16 protein-coding genes are annotated in these 18,260 nt (G+C 67.4%); 10 read left to right on the plus strand and 6 right to left on the minus strand.

Features of this window, described 5'->3' with window-relative positions; all coding sequences use genetic code 11:
- Positions 1-21 precede the first annotated feature (21 nt).
- From moaB to V7Q48_RS03200, 3 genes are read right to left on the minus strand one after another with little or no spacing between them, the layout of a single operon-like run.
- Positions 22-549 (minus strand): molybdenum cofactor biosynthesis protein B, encoded by a 528-nt coding sequence (gene moaB, locus V7Q48_RS03190; protein WP_333836221.1) that lies wholly within the window; start codon positions 547-549, stop codon positions 22-24.
- Positions 539-2,347: a lytic transglycosylase domain-containing protein gene (locus V7Q48_RS03195; RefSeq protein WP_333836222.1), complete on the minus strand. Its 1,809-nt coding sequence runs from the start codon at positions 2,345-2,347 to the stop codon at positions 539-541. The genes moaB and V7Q48_RS03195 overlap by 11 nt, the downstream gene beginning before the upstream one ends.
- Positions 2,344-3,087, minus strand: coding sequence for a hypothetical protein (locus V7Q48_RS03200; protein WP_333836224.1), 744 nt, complete (start codon positions 3,085-3,087; stop codon positions 2,344-2,346). The genes V7Q48_RS03195 and V7Q48_RS03200 overlap by 4 nt, the downstream gene beginning before the upstream one ends.
- 175 nt (positions 3,088-3,262) lie before the next feature.
- On the opposite strand from V7Q48_RS03200, the gene V7Q48_RS03205 reads away from it, so the two are divergent.
- From V7Q48_RS03205 to V7Q48_RS03235, 7 genes are all read left to right on the plus strand, one after another.
- On the plus strand, positions 3,263-4,909 hold the full coding sequence (locus tag V7Q48_RS03205; RefSeq protein ID WP_333836225.1) for an electron transfer flavoprotein-ubiquinone oxidoreductase: 1,647 nt from the start codon (positions 3,263-3,265) through the stop codon (positions 4,907-4,909).
- An 18-nt stretch (positions 4,910-4,927) separates the two neighbouring features.
- A complete protein-coding gene (locus V7Q48_RS03210) occupies positions 4,928-5,725 on the plus strand; it encodes a 4-(cytidine 5'-diphospho)-2-C-methyl-D-erythritol kinase (protein ID WP_333836227.1) in 798 nt (265 codons plus the stop codon).
- Entirely contained in the window at positions 5,722-6,468 is a 747-nt protein-coding gene (locus tag V7Q48_RS03215) for an N-formylglutamate amidohydrolase (protein WP_333836229.1), read from the plus strand. Before V7Q48_RS03210 ends, V7Q48_RS03215 begins: the two co-directional genes overlap by 4 nt.
- Before the next feature lie 92 nt (positions 6,469-6,560).
- Positions 6,561-8,417: a dihydroxy-acid dehydratase gene (gene ilvD / locus V7Q48_RS03220; RefSeq protein WP_333836230.1), complete on the plus strand. Its 1,857-nt coding sequence runs from the start codon at positions 6,561-6,563 to the stop codon at positions 8,415-8,417.
- A gap of 29 nt (positions 8,418-8,446) precedes the next feature.
- Positions 8,447-8,791: a hypothetical protein gene (locus tag V7Q48_RS03225; RefSeq protein WP_442947081.1), complete on the plus strand. Its 345-nt coding sequence runs from the start codon at positions 8,447-8,449 to the stop codon at positions 8,789-8,791.
- Positions 8,766-10,184 (plus strand): NAD(P)H-hydrate dehydratase, encoded by a 1,419-nt coding sequence (locus tag V7Q48_RS03230; protein WP_333836232.1) that lies wholly within the window; start codon positions 8,766-8,768, stop codon positions 10,182-10,184. The genes V7Q48_RS03225 and V7Q48_RS03230 overlap by 26 nt, the downstream gene beginning before the upstream one ends.
- Positions 10,181-11,383: a class I SAM-dependent RNA methyltransferase gene (locus V7Q48_RS03235; protein WP_333836233.1), complete on the plus strand. Its 1,203-nt coding sequence runs from the start codon at positions 10,181-10,183 to the stop codon at positions 11,381-11,383. Before V7Q48_RS03230 ends, V7Q48_RS03235 begins: the two co-directional genes overlap by 4 nt.
- A gap of 45 nt (positions 11,384-11,428) precedes the next feature.
- Here the strand turns inward: V7Q48_RS03235 and V7Q48_RS03240 are convergent, their stop codons facing one another.
- Positions 11,429-12,922, minus strand: a complete 1,494-nt coding sequence (locus V7Q48_RS03240) for a CpaF family protein (protein WP_333836234.1) — start codon at positions 12,920-12,922, stop codon at positions 11,429-11,431.
- Positions 12,923-13,053: 131 nt separating this feature from the next.
- Between V7Q48_RS03240 and V7Q48_RS03245 the strand changes: the two genes are divergently transcribed.
- Entirely contained in the window at positions 13,054-13,404 is a 351-nt protein-coding gene (locus V7Q48_RS03245; RefSeq protein WP_333836235.1) for an HNH endonuclease, read from the plus strand.
- Between the two features lie 28 nt (positions 13,405-13,432).
- On the opposite strand, the gene V7Q48_RS03250 is transcribed toward V7Q48_RS03245, so the two are convergent.
- Positions 13,433-14,269, minus strand: a complete 837-nt coding sequence (locus tag V7Q48_RS03250) for a response regulator transcription factor (RefSeq protein WP_333836236.1) — start codon at positions 14,267-14,269, stop codon at positions 13,433-13,435.
- A 281-nt stretch (positions 14,270-14,550) separates the two neighbouring features.
- Here V7Q48_RS03250 and V7Q48_RS03255 point away from each other — a divergent pair, with 281 nt between their 5' ends.
- Both V7Q48_RS03255 and V7Q48_RS03260 read left to right on the plus strand, forming a co-directional pair.
- Positions 14,551-15,870 (plus strand): MFS transporter, encoded by a 1,320-nt coding sequence (locus V7Q48_RS03255; protein WP_333836289.1) that lies wholly within the window; start codon positions 14,551-14,553, stop codon positions 15,868-15,870.
- Between the two features lie 63 nt (positions 15,871-15,933).
- Positions 15,934-17,076, plus strand: coding sequence for a glycoside hydrolase family 68 protein (locus V7Q48_RS03260; protein WP_333836237.1), 1,143 nt, complete (start codon positions 15,934-15,936; stop codon positions 17,074-17,076).
- A 24-nt stretch (positions 17,077-17,100) separates the two neighbouring features.
- On the opposite strand, the gene V7Q48_RS03265 is transcribed toward V7Q48_RS03260, so the two are convergent.
- Positions 17,101-18,159 carry a LacI family DNA-binding transcriptional regulator gene (locus V7Q48_RS03265; RefSeq protein ID WP_333836238.1) on the minus strand — a complete coding sequence of 353 codons (1,059 nt, stop codon included), beginning with the start codon at positions 18,157-18,159 and terminating at the stop codon, positions 17,101-17,103.
- Positions 18,160-18,260: the final 101 nt, after the last annotated feature.

Here is an 18,260-nt window from a genome sequence, read left to right on the forward strand (position 1 = left end):
CGGGGGTTTTTGGAGAGGCGTTCAGCGCTCCAGCAGGCGCGGCATCAGCTCGACGAAGTTGCACGGGCGGTTGCGGCTGTCGAGCTGCTCGGCAAGAATGCCATCCCAGCCATCCTTGACCGCGCCGTTCGAGCCGGGAAGCGCAAAGATGTAAGTGCCGCGGGCGACGACGGCACAGGCGCGCGACTGGATCGTGCTGGTGCCGATCGTCTTGTAGCTGAGCCAGCGGAACAGCTCGCCAAAGCCGGGGATGTCGCGCGTCTTGACCTTGTCGAGCGCCTCGGGCGTGACGTCGCGGCCGGTGAGACCGGTCCCACCGGTGATGACCACCGCATCGATCGTGGTGTCGTCGATCCAGTTGTTGAGCCGCACGGCGATGCGGTCGGCATCGTCCTTCTCGATCGCGCGCTCGGCGAGCGTGTGGCCCGCATCGCGGACGCGCTGCGCAAGAATGTCGCCAGAGGTGTCGTCGTCCGGGCCGCGCGTGTCGGACACGGTCAGGAGCGCAATGCGGATGGGCTTGAAGGTGCGGGTGGTGTCAATTGCCATTGAAGGCCACTCGCACGTTTCCGGCCCCGGTCAAGCCCGGGAATTTCGGCCACATGCCCTGGACGAGGCCGAGACGGCTGTCGCTGCTGCCGCCGGCCTGCCGCTCGTACATCCAGTAATTGCGCAGTACCGCCGAAACGTAGCCACGCGTTTCCCAATAGGGGATCGATTCCATCCACAACAGGGGGTCGCCGCGGTCGCGCACCTGGGTGTTCCAGCGCGCCACCGGCATCGGGCCGCAATTGTAGGCGGCGATCACCTTGGGCAGCAGGCCGCCCGTCGCGCCGTTGTCACGCAGCTTGGCAAGGTAGGTCTGGCCGAACGCGAGATTGACGTCGGGCAGGTCGAGCTGGCGATCGCGGCCGGCCATCATCGGCTCGATCCGCGCGAGGTCGCGTGCCGTGCCGGGCAGAACCTGCATCAGGCCCTTGGCGCCCGCCGGGCTGGTGACCGCCGTGCGGAAGTTCGATTCCTGCAGCGAGTGGGCGAAAAGCAGCGCCGGATCGACCTTCCACCCGTTGGCCGGAACCCACTTCGGCGCCGGGAAACGCGCGGCCTCGTCGGCGCGGGCGCCGGACGGGGCGTTATACGCCATCCACAGCTGCGTGGTCGGCAGGCCGAGGTCGCGCGCAAGGCGGGACAGCGGCGCATATTGGCCGGGCGCCCCGATCCGGGCCTGATAGCGCAGCACTTCGTCGGCCAGCCCGTCGGCGCCGATCTCGGCCAGCTGCACCGCGAGGCGCACGTTGCTGATCTCGCGCAGGGCCTGCCAGTCGGCGGCCGAAAAGTCGGGCGCCGCCGTGGGCGTCGCGCTGCGCATGCCGAGGGCCTCGGCTGCGAGCATGCCGTAGAGCGTGTCGCGCTGGCGGGCGGCGAGGCGCAGAGAGTCCGCGACCTTTTCGGGCTGGCGGCAGCGCACGAAGGCGCGGCTCGCCCAGTAGTGCGCGGCCGATACCAGTTCGGGGTTGCCGCCCTGTTGCGCAGCCTGCTGGAAACTTTCGGCAGCGCCGACGCAGTCGTCCAGACGGAACGCAGCGAGGCCGGCGGTCCACAGCGCTTCGCCGACCCAGGGGCCGGTACCTTGCGCCGCGGACAGCGACAGCAGGCGCGCGTTGGCATCATCGTTGCTGATGTAGAAGCTCCACCCGACCTTCTGGCGCCATTCGGCACGGGCATCGGGCGATAGGGCGGCGTCGATCCCGTCGAGCAGGACGCGGGCGCCCATCGGATCATCGGCCTTGATACGGTCCTGGATCGCCTGGGCGACGGGGTCCGGCATGGTGCCGTCGGTGGTCGAGCGCGGGCGGACTCGTCGCGGCGTGGAGGGCAGCGCGGCGAGGGCCTGTCCGGTGGGCATCACCGGCAGCGTCAAGGCACCACGCTTGAGCGCGAGGCGCCCGAGCTGCTCCGACCAGGGGAGGTCCGGGGCGCGGGTAAGCAGGTCGGTCAGCGAACCGAGATCGGCCCTGGGCGACGTGGCAGCGAGGTAGAACTGAGCACGGGCGACGGCGTGGAGCGGTCCGTCGACGCGCTGCGAGAGCATCGACTGGACGTTGATCCAGTCCTCGCGCTCGATCGCGGCAAAGAGCTGGGTGTAGTACGTGCGGTCGTCCTGGCTCAGCAGCGTCGGGACGGCGGTGCGATCGGCGCGGCTGCGGAAGTAATCGACCGCGGCGCTGTTGGCATGCGCGGGGGCCGCGAAACCGACGGCGATCGAGGCGCCGCCGGCAACCGCCAGCAGGGCCGGGCAGCACGCACGAGCAATGTGCCGGAGCTTCACGTCAGGCCGGAACTTCACGTCTGGTATGTCCCCGTCCAATCTAGCAGGCGGTTCCACAAGGCCGCCTTGTGCGCCGGCCGAGCCAGCAGCGCCGCAAGGTCGACTGCGAAAACTGCCGGTACGCATCCACCGTCATGGTTAAACTCTCGGAAATCGGCAGCATTATTCGGCAAGTCGTGGTTGAGGAGCGTTGAAATGCTGCTGCGGCCCAGGATCAGGACGCGCTGCGGTGCGGCCAGCGCGACGTGATGCGCCGTCAATGCGCCCAGCCCATCGGCGCGCAACTGCGCCCAGTCGGGCATGGGAATATGGACCGGAAGGGCCGAGGCGCAATAGATCTGCTCACGCGTCAGGCCGAGCGCTGCCACCAGCGCATCGAGCAGGCGTCCGCCCCGGCCATCGAGCAGCCCTTGCGCGTCATCCGCTTCGGGCATCGGCACCAGGACCATCAGCGGTGCCCCATGCGGGCCGGACGGGGCCAGGCGGCGTGTGGCCGGGAAGGGCAGGGCCGGCGTCGTCCGCCACCATTCGGCAAACTCTGGCAGGGTCTGCGGCCATTCGGACGAGACACCGCCCATTACAGGTGGCGGCGGCGGGGCGACGGGCTGCGCCAGAACCTTGGCGCGCGTGGCCTTGGCTTCGGTTTCGCGAAGGCTGCCCAGCCACGGCTTGGCGGTGTCGTCCAACGACGTGGCAAGGCCCGCGTCCTGCCACCAGTCCATCGCAGCCTCGACCATTGCCGCAAGGCCTTGGCTCATGCCGCGATGCCTTTTCGTGTCCTGCCGCCCTGGTTCATGCGCACCCTATTGACCTTGGCGGCTGCACCTTTCAAGGGTGCGCGTCATAATCGGTCGATTAAGACGTCGGGCCCGGCGTCTGCAAGGATTGGGACCAAGAGCAGCGGCGGACCGGCCGCGCGACGGAGCGGGGACGATGAGCGAACGGGAATCGATGGAATATGACGTGGTCATCGTCGGCGGTGGTCCGGCAGGGCTGGCCGCGTCGATCCGGCTGAAGCAGCTCAATCCCGAGATTACGGTGTGCATCCTCGAGAAGGGCTCCGAGATCGGCGCGCACATCCTGTCGGGCGCGGTGGTCGATCCGCGCGCGCTCGACGAACTCCTGCCCGAATGGCGCGAGCAGGGCTGCTCGCTGGCCGACGTGCCGGTGACCGACAACTGGCACTGGGTGCTCACCAAGACCAAGAAGTACGCCATCCCCCACTGGCCGATGCCTCCGTTCATGTCGAACAAGGGCAATTACACCGGCAGCCTCGGCAATCTGTGCCGCTGGCTGGCCGAGCAGGCGACCGAGCTGGGCGTGGAAATCTTCCCCGGCTTCCCTGCCGCCGAAATCCTGTTCAACGAGGCGGGCGCTGTCATCGGCGTCGCCACAGGTGACATGGGCGTGGCCAAGGACGGCAGCCACAAGGGCGATTACCAGCCCGGGATGGAACTGCACGCCAAGTACACGCTGTTTGCCGAAGGCGCGCGCGGTCATCTGACCAAGCGCCTCAAGCAGCACTATGACCTGGAGCGCGATTGCCAGCCGCAGGTCTATGGCCTCGGCATCAAGGAGCTGTGGGACATCGACCCGGCCAAGCACGTGCCGGGCCGCGTCCTTCATACGCAGGGCTGGCCGCTGTCGGAAAGCAATTCGTGGGGTGGCGGGTTCCTCTATCACCAGGCGAACAATCAGGTCGCGCTCGGCTTCGTCACCGCGCTCGATTACGCCAACCCTTACGTCTATCCCTTCGAGGAATTCCAGCGCTGGAAGCAGCACCCCGAGATCCGCGCGATCCTCGAGGGCGGGCGCCGTGTGGCCTATGGCGCGCGCGCGATCAACGAGGGTGGTTGGCAGTCGGTGCCGCGGCTCTCGTTCCCTGGTGGCGCACTGATCGGCTGCTCGGCCGGCTTCGTCAACGTGCCGCGCATCAAGGGCAGCCACACCGCCATGAAGAGCGGCATGCTCGCCGCCGAAGCGATCGCCGCGGCAACCGCCGCCGGCCGTGCGCAGGACGACATGGTCGAGTATGACGCCGCCGTCCGCGACAGCTGGATCGCCACCGAGCTCAAGCTGGTGCAGAACGCACAGCCGCTGGTGTCGAAGTTCGGCGGCTCGTGGGGCACGATCTTCGCCGGTGCGGACATGTGGGCGCGCGTGCTCAAGGTGAACCCGGTCAAGGGCCTCAAGCACCACACCGATGCCGAGGCGACGCAGCGTGCGGACCTCTACAAGCCGATCGCCTATCCCAAGCCCGATGGCGTCATCAGCTTCGACCGCCTGACCAGCGTGTCGTTCTCGTACACCAATCACGAGGAAGACCAGCCCTGCCACCTCGTGCTCAAGGATCCCGAGATCCCGACGCGCGTCAACCTGCCGCTCTATGCCGGGCCCGAGGCACGCTATTGCCCTGCAGGCGTCTACGAGTTCGTCGGCGTGGAAGAGGGCAATCCGAGGCTGCAGATCAACGCGCAGAACTGCGTCCACTGCAAGACTTGCGACATCAAGGACAAGACCCAGAACATCGACTGGGTCACGCCCGAAGGCGGTGGCGGTCCCAACTATCCCAACATGTAAGATCGGTTTGCTTAGCCGATGCATGAAGCCGCCTATGCCAAGATCAACCTCGCGCTGCACGTTCGCCGGCGGCGCGAGGATGGTTATCACGAACTCGAGACCGCCTTTGCTTTCGTCGACAAGGGCGATACGCTGTCGGTCACCTCGGCCGCGGCCGACGCGTTGCGCGTTATCGGGGAGTTTGGCGGCGCGCTCGACGATCCGTTCGGCAATATCGTCGCACAAGCGCTGACGGCGCTGCCGCGCGCGGTGGGCTGGGCGGTTACGCTGGAAAAGCAATTGCCTGTCGCGGCAGGGCTGGGCGGCGGCTCCGCCGATGCCGGGGCGGTGTTCCGCCTCGTCGAGCGGCTGCAGGGTCTCCCCGAGGATTGGCACGCCCGCGCCGCGAAACTAGGCGCGGATGTCCCGGCCTGCGTCGCGAGCCGGGCCTGCATCGGCCGTGGTACCGGGACCGAATTGGAGCCAGCAACCGACGATCTGGCCGGGACGCCGGTGCTGCTGGTGAACCCGCGCATTCCGTTGGCAACCGGGCCGGTGTTCAAGGCCTGGGACAAGATCGATCGCGGACCTTTACCCGAAGGCACCACGCGGCAGATCGCACTGGAAGGGCGCAACGATCTCGAAGCGCCGGCGATCGGGTTGGTGCCGCAGATTGCCGAAGTGCTGGAAGCCTTACGCGAGACAGGCGCTTGGCTGGTCCGCATGTCGGGCTCGGGCGCCACCTGCTTTGCGCTGTATGACACGACTGCCGCCCGCGATGCTGCGCAGGCTGCGATGCCGGCAGCATGGTGGACCATGGCAGGGGCGCTGCGGTGAGCCACGAGGCATGGACACTGCACGGGCAGCCGACCCCCGGCGGCGTGCTGATTGTCTCCGACCATGCCTCTGCCCATGTTCCGGCTGACATCGAACTTCAGATTTCGTCTGAGCTTCTCGATCAGCACATCGCCGTAGACATCGGCGTTGCGGCGATCGGCGTGATGCTGGCGCAGACGCCCGGGATCGCCGCGTTCCAGGGAGGCGTCAGTCGTCTTGTCTGCGACTGCAACCGCGACGAGGATGCGCCGGGGCTGATCCCGCTGGCGAGCGACGGTCATGCGATCCCCGGCAATGCGCTGGATGACGAGGGACGCGCCGCCCGTATCGCGCGCTTCTTCATGCCCTATCATGCCGCGCTGGCCGATTGCCTGACAGCCGACGAGCCGGCATTCATCGTTTCATTGCACAGCTTTACGCCAGCTCTTTCGAGCGATCCCGAGCAGGCAAGACCTTGGCACGTCGGCGTCCTCTACAACGAGGACGACCGCCTGGCGCGCATGGCGATCCCCTGGCTCGAGGGGGAAGCGGGTCTGTGCGTGGGCGACCAGCAGCCCTATTCGGGACGCTTGCTCAACGCGACGATGAACCGGCATGCCGAGGCACACGGGCGGCGCTATATCGGCCTGGAGGTTCGGCAGGACCTGATCGGAGACGAGCAAGGGCAGGCCGAATGGGCCAACCGGATCGGACGACTGATCGCGCATCTGCTGCAGGCGCTGCCAGGAAAGTCTCAAACGTAACCTTGGACGCATGGCGGCGAAGCGGGTAGGGGCACGGATTGCCGCGTGCCGGCCGGACCCGGCGCGTGCGAGAGATTGCCAGGAGCCGACGCATGCCCCCCTATCGTTCACGCACTTCCACCCACGGCCGCAACATGGCGGGCGCCCGCAGCCTGTGGCGCGCGACGGGGATGAAGGATGGCGATTTCGGCAAGCCGATCGTGGCGGTGGTAAACTCGTTCACGCAGTTCGTGCCGGGCCACGTCCACCTCAAGGACCTGGGCCAGATGGTCGCGCGCGAGATCGAGGCGGCTGGCGGCGTCGCCAAGGAATTCAATACCATCGCGGTCGATGATGGCATCGCCATGGGCCACGACGGCATGCTCTATTCGCTGCCCAGCCGCGACCTTATCGCCGACAGCGTCGAATACATGGTCAATGCCCATTGCGCCGACGCGATGGTCTGCATTTCCAACTGCGACAAGATCACGCCGGGCATGCTGATGGCGGCGCTGCGCATCAACATCCCGGTCGTCTTCGTGTCGGGCGGGCCGATGGAAGCGGGCAAGGTCGTGGTGCGCGGCAAGGAGCACGCGCTCGACCTCGTCGATGCGATGATCGTGGCGGCCGACGACAGCTACACCGACGAGGAAGTCGAGAGCATCGAGCGCTCGGCCTGCCCGACCTGCGGATCGTGCTCGGGCATGTTCACCGCCAACTCGATGAACTGCCTGACCGAGGCGCTGGGCCTGTCGCTGCCGGGCAATGGCTCGACTCTGGCGACCCACGCCGACCGCAAGCGCCTGTTCCTCGAAGCCGGTCGCCTCGCGGTCGACCTGTGCAAGCGCCACTACGAGGAAGGTGATGCCAGTGTGCTGCCGCGGGCGATCGCCAGCTTCCCCGCGTTCGAGAATGCCATGACGCTCGACATCGCGATGGGCGGCTCGACCAATACGGTGCTCCACCTGCTGGCGGCCGCGCATGAGGCGGGCGTCGACTTCACCATGGCCGACATTGACCGCCTTTCGCGCCGCGTGCCCGTCCTGTCGAAGGTCGCGCCGGCCAAGGCCGACGTGCACATGGAAGACGTTCACCGCGCCGGCGGGATCATGGCGATCCTGGGCGAGCTGGACCGTGCCGGGCTGCTCACCACCGACCTGCCGACCGTGCACAGCCGCACCATGGCCGATGCGCTGGCGCAGTGGGACATCAAGCAGAGCAATGCACCCTCGGTGCAGGAATTCTTCCGCGCCGCGCCGGGCGGCGTGCCGACACAGACCGCGTTCAGCCAGGATCGCCGCTGGGCCGAACTCGACCTCGACCGCGAGAATGGCGTGATCCGCTCGGCCGACCATGCCTTCAGCCAGGATGGCGGCCTTGCCGTGCTGAGCGGCAATATCGCGGTAGACGGGTGCATCGTGAAGACCGCCGGCGTCGACGAATCGATCCTGACGTTCACGGGCCCTGCGAAGGTCTATGAAAGCCAGGACGCTGCGGTCACCGCGATCCTCACCGGCCAGGTCGTCGAGGGGGATGTCGTGCTGATCCGCTACGAAGGCCCGCGTGGCGGTCCGGGCATGCAGGAAATGCTCTACCCGACCAGCTACCTGAAGTCGAAGGGGCTGGGCAAGGCCTGCGCCCTCGTCACCGATGGCCGCTTCTCGGGCGGCAGTTCGGGCCTGTCGATCGGCCACGTCTCGCCCGAGGCGGCCGAGGGCGGGGACATCGGACTGGTCGAGACGGGCGACCTCATTGCCATCGACATTCCCGCGCGCAAGATCGACGTGCTGGTCGCAGCCGACGAAATGGCCCGACGCCGCGCGGCGATGGAGGCCAAGGGCGCCGATGCCTGGAAGCCCGCGCGACCGCGCGACCGCAAGGTTTCGGTAGCGCTGCAGGCCTATGCCGCGATGACGACGAGTGCGGCGCGCGGCGCCGTGCGCGACCTGTCGCAGCTCAAGCGCGGCTGACGATGCGGCGGGTGGCGGCAGGTGCAGTGTTGCTGGCCCTCGCGGCCTGCGCGCGCGCCCCCGCCGGCGATCCGGAGCCGCAGATGGTCAAGATCGACTGCGCCACTGGCGGCGCGACGACGTTCACCCGCGATTGCCGGGTAGAGCCAGCCCGTGAAGGCGCGCAGCACCTGCTGGTTGTGCACCATCCCGGTGGTGGCTTTCGGCGGCTGCTCAAGGTCGACGACGGGCGCGGTGTCGTGGCAGCGGATGGCGTCGAGGAAGCGCGGGTGCAATGGCTTGCCGATGGCCGGCTGGAGGTTTCACTGGGTGGCGATCGCTATCGCTTTCCTGCTACGGTGAAACCCGATGCCGCAGCCACACCCCAACCCTGACCCTTCGCAGATCCTCACCGTTGCGCAGATGCGCGCGGCCGAACAGGCGCTGATCGACGACGGCACCGATGTCGTCGCGCTGATGGAGCGCGCCGGGCAGGGTGCTGGCGAGTGGGTCCGGCGCATTGCGGCGGGGCGCCCGGTGACAGTGCTGTGTGGCCCCGGCAACAACGGCGGGGATGGCTGGGTCATCGCGCGGTTCCTGGCCGAGCGCGGCGTTGCCGTGACGGTGGTCGAAGCCATGGCGCCGGGCACCGATGCCGCCCGCCATGCCCGCAGCCTCTTTGCTGGCCGTGTCGTCGGCCCCGATGCCCAAACCACGGGCGCGATCCTCGCCGACTGTCTGTTCGGCAGCGGCTTGAGCCGGCCCCTGGCCGCCGACGATACTGCGATGTTGCGAAGGCTTGCTTCCAGCCATCCCTATCGCATCGCCATCGACGTACCCAGCGGCGTGGATAGCGACAGCGGCGCGTCGCTTAACGATGAACTGCCGACTTTCGACCTGACCTTGGCGCTCGGCGCATGGAAGCCGGCCCATTTCACGATGCCAGCCTCAGTGACGATGGGCGCGTTGCGGCTTGTCGATATCGGCGTCGCTGCCGCCTCGGGTGCCGCGCGCCTGCTCGCGAAGCCCCGGCTCGCCGCGCCCGCCGCCGATGCGCACAAGTACCGCCGCGGCTTGCTCGGCATCGTCGGCGGGGCGATGCCCGGGGCGGCCGTGCTGGCCGCGACGGCGGCGCTGCGGGCCGGGGCGGGCTATGTCCAGTTGCTGTGCCCTGACGATGCACCGCCCGCCGTACCGCCCGAACTCGTGGTCCGCCACGGACCTCTCGGCGCGCAACTCGAGGATGGCCGGCACGCCGCCTTGCTGATAGGGCCCGGGCTGGGGCGCGACGAACGCTCAGGAGCGAAGCTGCGGACGGCGCTCGACGCCGGTGTACCGCTGGTGCTCGATGCCGATGCGCTGGTGCTGCTGCGGCCTGGCATGATGCGCGAAAGCGCGGCCGTGCTGACGCCGCACGAAGGAGAAATGCAAGTTTTGGAACGTCAGTTTGCCTTGTCGGGGCACGCATCTCGCGGCGATCGCGCGAGCGCTCTTGCCGCTGCCACCGGCGCCGTGGTCATCCTCAAGGGACCGGACAGCATGATCGCCACGCCTCAGGGCGCCGTGACGATGGCGCCGCGCGCGTCGTCGTGGCTGTCGGTTGCCGGCAGCGGCGATGTGCTGGCCGGCACCGTCGCAAGCCGGCTTGCCGTGACGCGTGATCCCGCGCGCGCCGCGCACGAAGGGCTTTGGCTCCACGGCGCCGCCGCGCGCCTCGCCGGACCTGCCTTCACCAGCGGGATGCTGGCCGAAGCGATCCGCGGCGCCATGGTGGAGGCGCTGGCATGAGCGGCGCCCCGATCGTACGCGTTGCGGCCAAGGGCGAGGGCGCCACTGCCGACGGCCGCTATGTCGCGCTGTCCGCGCCCGGCGACGTGCTCGAGGCCGATGGCACGCTGACCTGGGGGCCCGACCACGTCGAGCCGCCGTGCCGCCACTTCCCCGCATGCGGCGGTTGCCAGTTACAGCACCTGTCGGAAGCCGCGCTGCTGGCCTATGTCGGCGACCGGGTGATCGGTGCCGCGCTTGGCCAGAACCTCGATCCCGGCACGCCGGAGCCGACGCACCTGTCGCCGCCGCGCACGCGCCGCCGCGCCACGCTGCATGCACAGGCAATCGGCCGGCGCGTCGTGCTGGGCTTTCGCGAGCAGGGATCGCACAAGATCGTCGACTTGCGCGAATGCCACGTCATCGCACCCGAACTCCTCGCGCTTGTCGCGCCGCTGCGCGGGTTGCTCGAGAGCTGGGGCGACCGCAAGCTGGCGGTCGACATCGAGCTGAGCCTGGCCGACCAAGGCGTGACGGTCGGCCTGTTCGGCCTGACCGCCGACAATCTGGCCCGCACCGAGGCACTGCTCGACTTCGCGCGCGAACATCGGCTCGCCCGGCTGACGCTCGACACCGGCTATGGTCCCGAGACGACGTGGGAGCCCGACCCGGCGACGATCACGCTCGGTGGGACCGCAGTCGCCCTTCCGCCCGGCGCGTTCCTCCAGGCCACGGCCGATGGCGAAGCGGCGCTCGTCGCAGCCGCGCGCGAGTGGCTGGCGGAGGCCCCAACGGTGGCAGACCTGTTCGCTGGCCTCGGCACGTTCGCGTTCGCGCTGGCGGGGCCGCAGACCAAGGTCCTCGCGGTCGAAGCCGCGCGCGACACGCATCTGGCCTGCCAGGCCGCCGCGCGTATGCACGGCCGTCCGGTCCATGCGTTGCACCGCGACCTGTTCCGCAATCCGCTGCGCCCCGAGGAACTCAACCGCTTCGGCGCGGTGCTGCTCGATCCGCCGCGCGCGGGTGCGCGTGAACAGGTGGAGCAGATCGCGGCGAGCACCGTGGCGCGGGTCGTCTATATCAGCTGCAATCCCGCCAGCTGGGCACGCGATGCGGCAACGCTGGTGGAGGCAGGCTATCGGCTCGCGGGGTTGAAGGCCGTCGGCCAGTTCCGCTGGTCGACTCACGTCGAGCTGGCGAGCCTGTTCGTTCGCGATTGATCGCTGCGGTGCCGCCGTCCCTGAGGCGGCGGCACCGGCGAGAGATCAGAGGCAGGCTTCGAGGAACGCCTGGTCGAAGCCGTACTGGCGCGCCTTTTCCAGCGTGTAGGGACGCAGGCCGGTGGGGCGGAACTCGCCGATGATCTTGCCGTCCTCGGTCTCGTCGAGATACTCGAACTTGAACAGCTCCTGCGTGACGATGACGTCGCCCTCCATCCCGATGACTTCGGTGATGTTGGTGGTGCGACGCGAGCCGTCGCGCAAGCGCTTGACCTGGACGATGAGGTCGACCGATTCCGCGATCTGGCGGCTGATCGCTTCCTTGGGAATCTTGATGTCGCCCATCAGGATCATGTTTTCCATGCGGCCGAGGCATTCGCGCGGGCTGTTGGCGTGCAGCGTACACATCGAGCCGTCGTGGCCGGTGTTCATCGCCGCCAGCAGGTCGAAGCATTCGGCGCCGCGAATTTCGCCCAGGATGATGCGGTCCGGACGCATGCGCAGCGCGTTCTTGACGAGATCGCCGATGGTGATCGCGCCTTGCCCTTCGAGGTTCGGCGGGCGCGTTTCGAGCGGCAGCCAGTGCGGCTGCTGCAGGCGCAGTTCGGCCGCGTCTTCGATCGTCAGCACGCGCTCGCCAGGGTCGATCATTTTCGACAGGGCATTGAGCATCGTCGTCTTGCCCGAGCCGGTACCGCCCGAGATGACGATGTTCATGCGGCTCGCACCCGCGACCTTGAGCGCGGTGCACATCTTCTCGCTCATCGAACCGAAGTCGCGCAGCATGTCGAGCGTGATCGGCTTTTCGGAGAACTTGCGGATCGAGATCGCGGTGCCGCGCAGCGACAGCGGCGGCACGATCACGTTGACGCGGCTGCCGTCCTTGAGACGGGCGTCGGCGAGCGGCGTGGTCTGGTCAACGCGGCGGCCCACCTGGTTGACGATGCGCTGCGCGATCTGGAACAGGTGGCTTTCGTCGCGGAAGCGGATCGGCGCGAGCTGGAGCTTGCCCTTCTTTTCGATGTAGGTCTGCTCGGGGCCATTGACCATGATGTCCGAGACATCGGGGTCGTTCAGCAGTTCCTCGAGCGGCCCGAAGCCGAGCAGCTCGTCGATCAGCACCTTTTCGAGTGCGAACTGTTCACGACGGTTGAGCGTGACCTTCAGTTCGGCCAGCACTTCCATGATGATCGGCCGGAATTCCTCCGACAGCTCGTCCTTGGTGAGTGTGGCGGCGGCCTCGGGGTCGACGCGCTCGAGCAGGCGCGGCAGCACCTGCTCCTTGATCTTGTGGACCGAGGCCTCGAAGCCTTCGGCCTGGTAAGTATTCTCGACCACCCCGTTGATGCGATCGGCAAGGCGGCTCATGGCATCGCCCTTGATCACGCCGCCATCGTCGTTGGCGCCGGGGAGGGCGACGGCATCGGCCAAGGGCGAGGGGGCTCCACCGTCACCCGCCTTCATCGGCCTCGCCACGCCGAACGACGGCCGCGCTGCCACGGCGCCACCCAAACCTGTCTTGCGGCCAAAAGCGCTCATGCGTCTTTCCTGTCAACTCGTTGCGGGTGCAACTGCGGGCACCGGCAGAAATCTGGTTGGTTGACGTCGTGCATAGGCCGGAAACCTTCAGGATTTCCTAAAGCATGAAGATGAGGCACGGTGATCGCACGATGGTTAGAAAGGCCGTAAGCCGCAGGGCGAAGATTTCCGAAGGGCACGCTGCGGAACGACGCGCCCTGCATCGTCACGATCACGCGGAGACCTGCTGGCTGTGCCTGAGGCCCCTGGGCGTCAAGATCGAATGGCACCATCCAGTGCCGCGCAGCCGCGGGGGCAGGTCGGTCGTGCCGCTTCACCCGATCTGCCATCGTGCGCTGCACAGCACCTTCGACAACACGGCCCTGGCCAGGATCGGAGCGGATCGGGAAGCCTTGGCGCAGGACCCGGCCATCGCACGGTTCCTGGCCTGGATTGCAGGAAAGCCCGCAGACTTTCATGCGCGGACCGCCGCCCGGAAATGATCCAGCGGCGGTCCGGGCAAAACCGCGATCAGATCCGTGCGGCGAACAGGTAGCCTTCACCGCGGACGGTACGGATCAGCGCACCGCCGCCATGGCGCACCAGCTTGGCGCGCAGACGCGATACGGCCACGTCGATAGCGCGATCGAAAGCCTCGGCTTCATCGCCGTGGACGATGCGCAGCAGGGCTTCGCGGCTGACGACCTGGCCGGCATTGGCGGCCAGCGCGTGGAGCAGCTTGAACTCACCGCTGGTCAGTTCGACGTCGCGGCCATTGGCGTCACGCACCACGTAGAACGTGGGATCGAGAACCCATCCGGCGAAGCCGAGCAGCGGCGTCGGGTTCGTGCCGCGCGCGGCGTGGCCATGGCTGCGCCGCAGCACGACGCGCAGGCGCGCCAGCAGTTCGCGAGGGTTGAATGGCTTGGCAAGGTAATCGTCGGCGCCGAGCTCGAGGCCGACGATGCGATCGATGTCGCTAGCGACTGCAGACACCAGCATGAACGGCGGTGTACCTGGCTGCTCGGCCATCTCGCGCAGGAGAGCGAGCGAATCCTCGGCGCGCGCCATGACGTCGAGGATCACGGCGTCGACGGGCTCGCGCGCGATCAGCTGGCGCAGTTCCATGCCGTTGGCGACCGGGATGACGTGCATGCCCTGGCCTTCGAGATATTCGCGCAGGCGGTCGCGGCTCGGCTGATCTTCATCGAGCAGCGCGATGCGGGCATCCTGCTGGCGGCGATGACTGGTGTCGTGGCCGGTCACGGCGGCGGCACCGAGGCTGTCGGCGCGGGTGTTGTCGGCACGGGCGAACTGGAGGGGGACAGTCGCGTGGGGGCGGGTATTCTGGGAAACGGCAAGGGACATTACATGAAGTCCGTCACTAGAGGGGGGGGATGAGGGACATCGGGTTAACGCCCGGGCGGCGACTTCCCTTCGCGAGAGATTGCGGAATTTTTCGGAATGCCAATGCGGGCGCCCGGCTTCACAAAATCTGCAATCGATTGTTGGCATTCATTCAAGATCATGGCATGACGGGGCCTTGGGCCTGAAGAAGCCCCCGGGAGAGAGCAGTGACGATCACCAGTGGCCCAGCAACCAGCCAGATCGCATGGCGTCCGCGCCTGTCGACGGCGCGCATTCTTGAGATGAATCTCGGCTTCCTCGGCCTGCAATTCAGCTTCGGACTGCAACAGGGCAATATGGGCCCGATCTACAGTTATCTCGGCGCCAACGAGGCTCAGCTGCCGCTGCTTAATCTCGCAGGGCCGATCACCGGGCTTTTGATCCAGCCGCTGATCGGCGCGCTGTCCGATCGTACCACCAGCCGGCTTGGCCGCCGCACGCCCTATTTCCTGCTCGGCGCGATTCTGTGTTCGCTCGGGCTGCTGCTGATGCCGCTGTCATCGTCCGTGCTGATGGCAGCCTCGGTGCTGTGGCTGCTGGATGCGGGCAACAACATCACGATGGAACCCTATCGGGCTTATGTGTCCGACCGCCTCAATCCAGACCAGCGCCAGATCGGGTTCCTCTCGCAGAGCGCGTTCACGGGGCTTGCGCAGATGCTCGCCTTCCTGACGCCGTCGCTGCTGGTCGGCCTGGGCATGAATCAGGACTGGGTCGATTCCCACGGTATTCCCTACACGGTCCGGGCGGTCTTCATGGCTGGCGCCGTGCTGTCGCTCGTGACGATCGTCTGGTCGATCCGGCGCGTGCCGGAACTTCCGCTGACGGAAGCAGAGCGCGCGCATATCGCCGCAGCGCCGCGCGGGCTCGGCGCCGCCGTGTTCGAAGTCGCCGGCGCGATCCGCACCATGCCGACGGCCATGCGCAAGCTGGGATTGATGAGCCTGTTCCAATGGTCCGCCATGTCGGGATACTGGCTTTATGTGACCTACTCGATCGGCCGCACGGTCTACGCGACGCGCGACGCGCACAGCTCCGCCTTCCATACCGCCGTGCTGACCAACGGCGAGATGGCCGCTTTCTACAACGGCATCGCCTTCGTCACGGCATTCGCCATGGTGCCTCTGGTGCGACGCCTCGGTCCCGGACCGCTGCACGCGCTTTGCCTGGTTGCCGGCGGGCTCGGCATGCTTGCCCTGCCGCACGTGACCGAAAAGGCCTGGCTCTTCGTTCCGGCCGTGGGCATCGGCCTCGCCTGGGGCAGCATCATGGGCAACCCCTATGCCATCCTCTCCAACGCCATCCCGGCAGAGCGCACCGGCGTCTATCTCGGCATCTTCAACATGATGATCGTGATCCCGATGCTGCTGTTCGCGGTCGTGATGAGCGAGTTGGACCTCGGTTTCGTGCGGTTCGGCCTTGGCGTCTACCCGCACCTGCTGGGCAACGATCCGGGGCGGATGCTGTCGTGCTGCGGCGTGCTGATGATTCTGGCTGCGCTGTCCGTCCTGTGGGTGCGCGAGGGTCGTGCCTCCGCCGTCATGGCCGCGCAACCGACGTAACCCGCGAAATCACTTCATCCACTTCACCGCCTGCCCGACGCAGGCCTGTCCATCAGAGGTCGCATGTCCGTTCAACCGTCACTGCAAACGATTGCCGCCCCGGTCGGCCGCACGCCCAGCCGCTGGCAGCCTGTGCAGTACGATCAACTGCCCGAGATCCCGCTGGTCGGCGAGGTAGACGTTGCCCCGATCATGCCCGGGCTGGACTTGTGGGACTGCTGGCCCCTGGCGCACGCGGATGGCCGAACCGCGTGCCTCGATGGTCGGACCTGGTGGTTCTTCCTCAGCGCACCGTGCTTCACTGATCCCGTCCAGCGCCACGATGTCGCACGGATCCGCCTGCTGTCGCGGGGCGAGGATGGATGGCGCGATCACGGAAATGCGCTGCCCGACGGGCTCAATCCGGGCACGCGGGAATGGGCAGGCTGTGCCGTGCTGATGGACGATGGCCTATCGGTCTCGTTGTTCTATACCGTGGCAGGGCGACGGGATGCGCCCTTTTCCTACGAGCAGCGCCTGTTCGAGGTGCAGGGGCAGTGGGGCGAGGGCGGCCCCGGCGCGTGGCAGGAACCGCGCGAAATCGTCGCCGCCGATGGGGTGCGCTATGTCAGCAGCCGTCAGGAAATCGTCAATCCTGCCCCCGGCACGATCAAGGCCTTCCGCGACCCGGCCTGGTTCCGTGACCCGGCGACGGGCGAGGCCCATATCGTTTTCACCGCCAGCGCTGCCTGGACCAGCGACCCGCACAATGGGCTGGTCGGCATGGCGACGCGCACGCCGCAGGGCTGGCGGCTCGATGACCCGCTTGTCGAGGCGATCGGGACCAACAACGAGATGGAGCGACCCTGCCTCGTCTGGCGGGATGGGCACTACTACCTGTTCTGGTCGACCCAGCGCCACACTTTTGCCCCCGGCGCAGTCGCCGGCCCCAACGGCCTTTACGGCATGGTCGCCGACGCGGTTACCGGACCATGGCGCCCGATCAACGGCAGCGGTCTCGTCGCACCCAATCCCAAGGGCGAGCCGGGACAGACCTACAGCTGGTGGGTGACCGGCGAAGGCGACGTGTGGAGCTTTATCGACTATTGGGGAATGGAAGGCCGCGCGCTGGCTGACCATCCCGACCTGGTGCGATCGCACTTCGGCGGAACCCCGGCGCCGGTCTTTATCCTGGCGTTCGACGGCGATCGCGTCACCGTCGCATGACGTGATACGCGAGGGTGCTTGGTTTCAGGCGCTCTCGCGGATGACCAGTTCGGGCGCCATGATCGTGGAAGGCGTAGTTTCGCCCGCGATGCGCTGCATCAGCAGGTCGACCATCGCCCGCGCGCCGCCAGCGATATCCTGGCGCACGGTCGTCAGCCGGGGCACCGTCTGCGTCGTCAACGGCAGATCGTCGAACCCTGTCACCGCGATGTCGTGCGGCACGCGCACGTTGCTTTCGTGGAGGAGGCGTAGGGTCACCATCGCGATCACGTCGGACGCACAGACCACGCCGTCGATCCGCGGTCCGCCGCTGCCGAGGATCTGGGTGATGTGCCCGGCGACTTCGTCGGGGATGTCGTCGTTGGACAGGTGCGTGCTGAAGCAGGTGATCGTGGCAGGCGACGAGGCGGCCTCGACCGCTGCGCGCGCGCCCGCGAGGCGATCCGCGATTTCGGGGGCCGTGGTATCACCGAAGAAAGCAAGGTTGTGCTTGCCGCTGGCGAGCAATCGCTCCGCCGCGAGCCGGCCTCCCAGGAAGTTGTCCGATCCGACGGTGCAGTGCACCTGTCCCGGACGATTGCTGCCCCACACGACCAGCGGCAGGAACCGCTCCGCGACCCTTTCGATTGCGTCGAACTGGTTGGACTGGCCGATCACGAGCGCCCCGTCGAGCATGCCGGAGTCGACTATGCGATCGAGCCACTCGTCGTCGCCGGGGATGACGCGCGACAGCATGAGGTCATGGCCGCTTTCGGTCAGCGCGTCGGCCAGATAGCCGAACAGCGACATGAAGAACGGATCGGAGATGTGCTGCCGCCGCTCGTGTCCCAGCGGGATCACCACGCCGATCATCCCGGTGCGCTGGGTGCGAAGACGCCGGGCCATCTGGTTGGGACGAAACCCATGCTCCCGCGCGATGGTCTGGATGCGCTCGCGCGTCTCGGCGTTGACCAGGCTTTTGCCGGCCAGCGCGCGCGACACCGTTCCCGCCGAAACGCCCGCCATCCGCGCCAACTCGGCAATGTTACGGATACGGGGCTTGACTGAGTCCTTTACGGCGGCGTCGTCACTGTTCTCGGGCATGGACCGCTTTGTAGACTGGACCACCATGAAAGCAAGGCGGCGCCGGGGTGGCAGAACCGGAAGAGCGCGGGTGCCGCTCGGCGCGGGCGTGAAGGCTTTAC

It is taken from the genome of Novosphingobium sp. (genome assembly GCF_036803765.1).
GTDB lineage: Bacteria > Pseudomonadota > Alphaproteobacteria > Sphingomonadales > Sphingomonadaceae > Novosphingobium.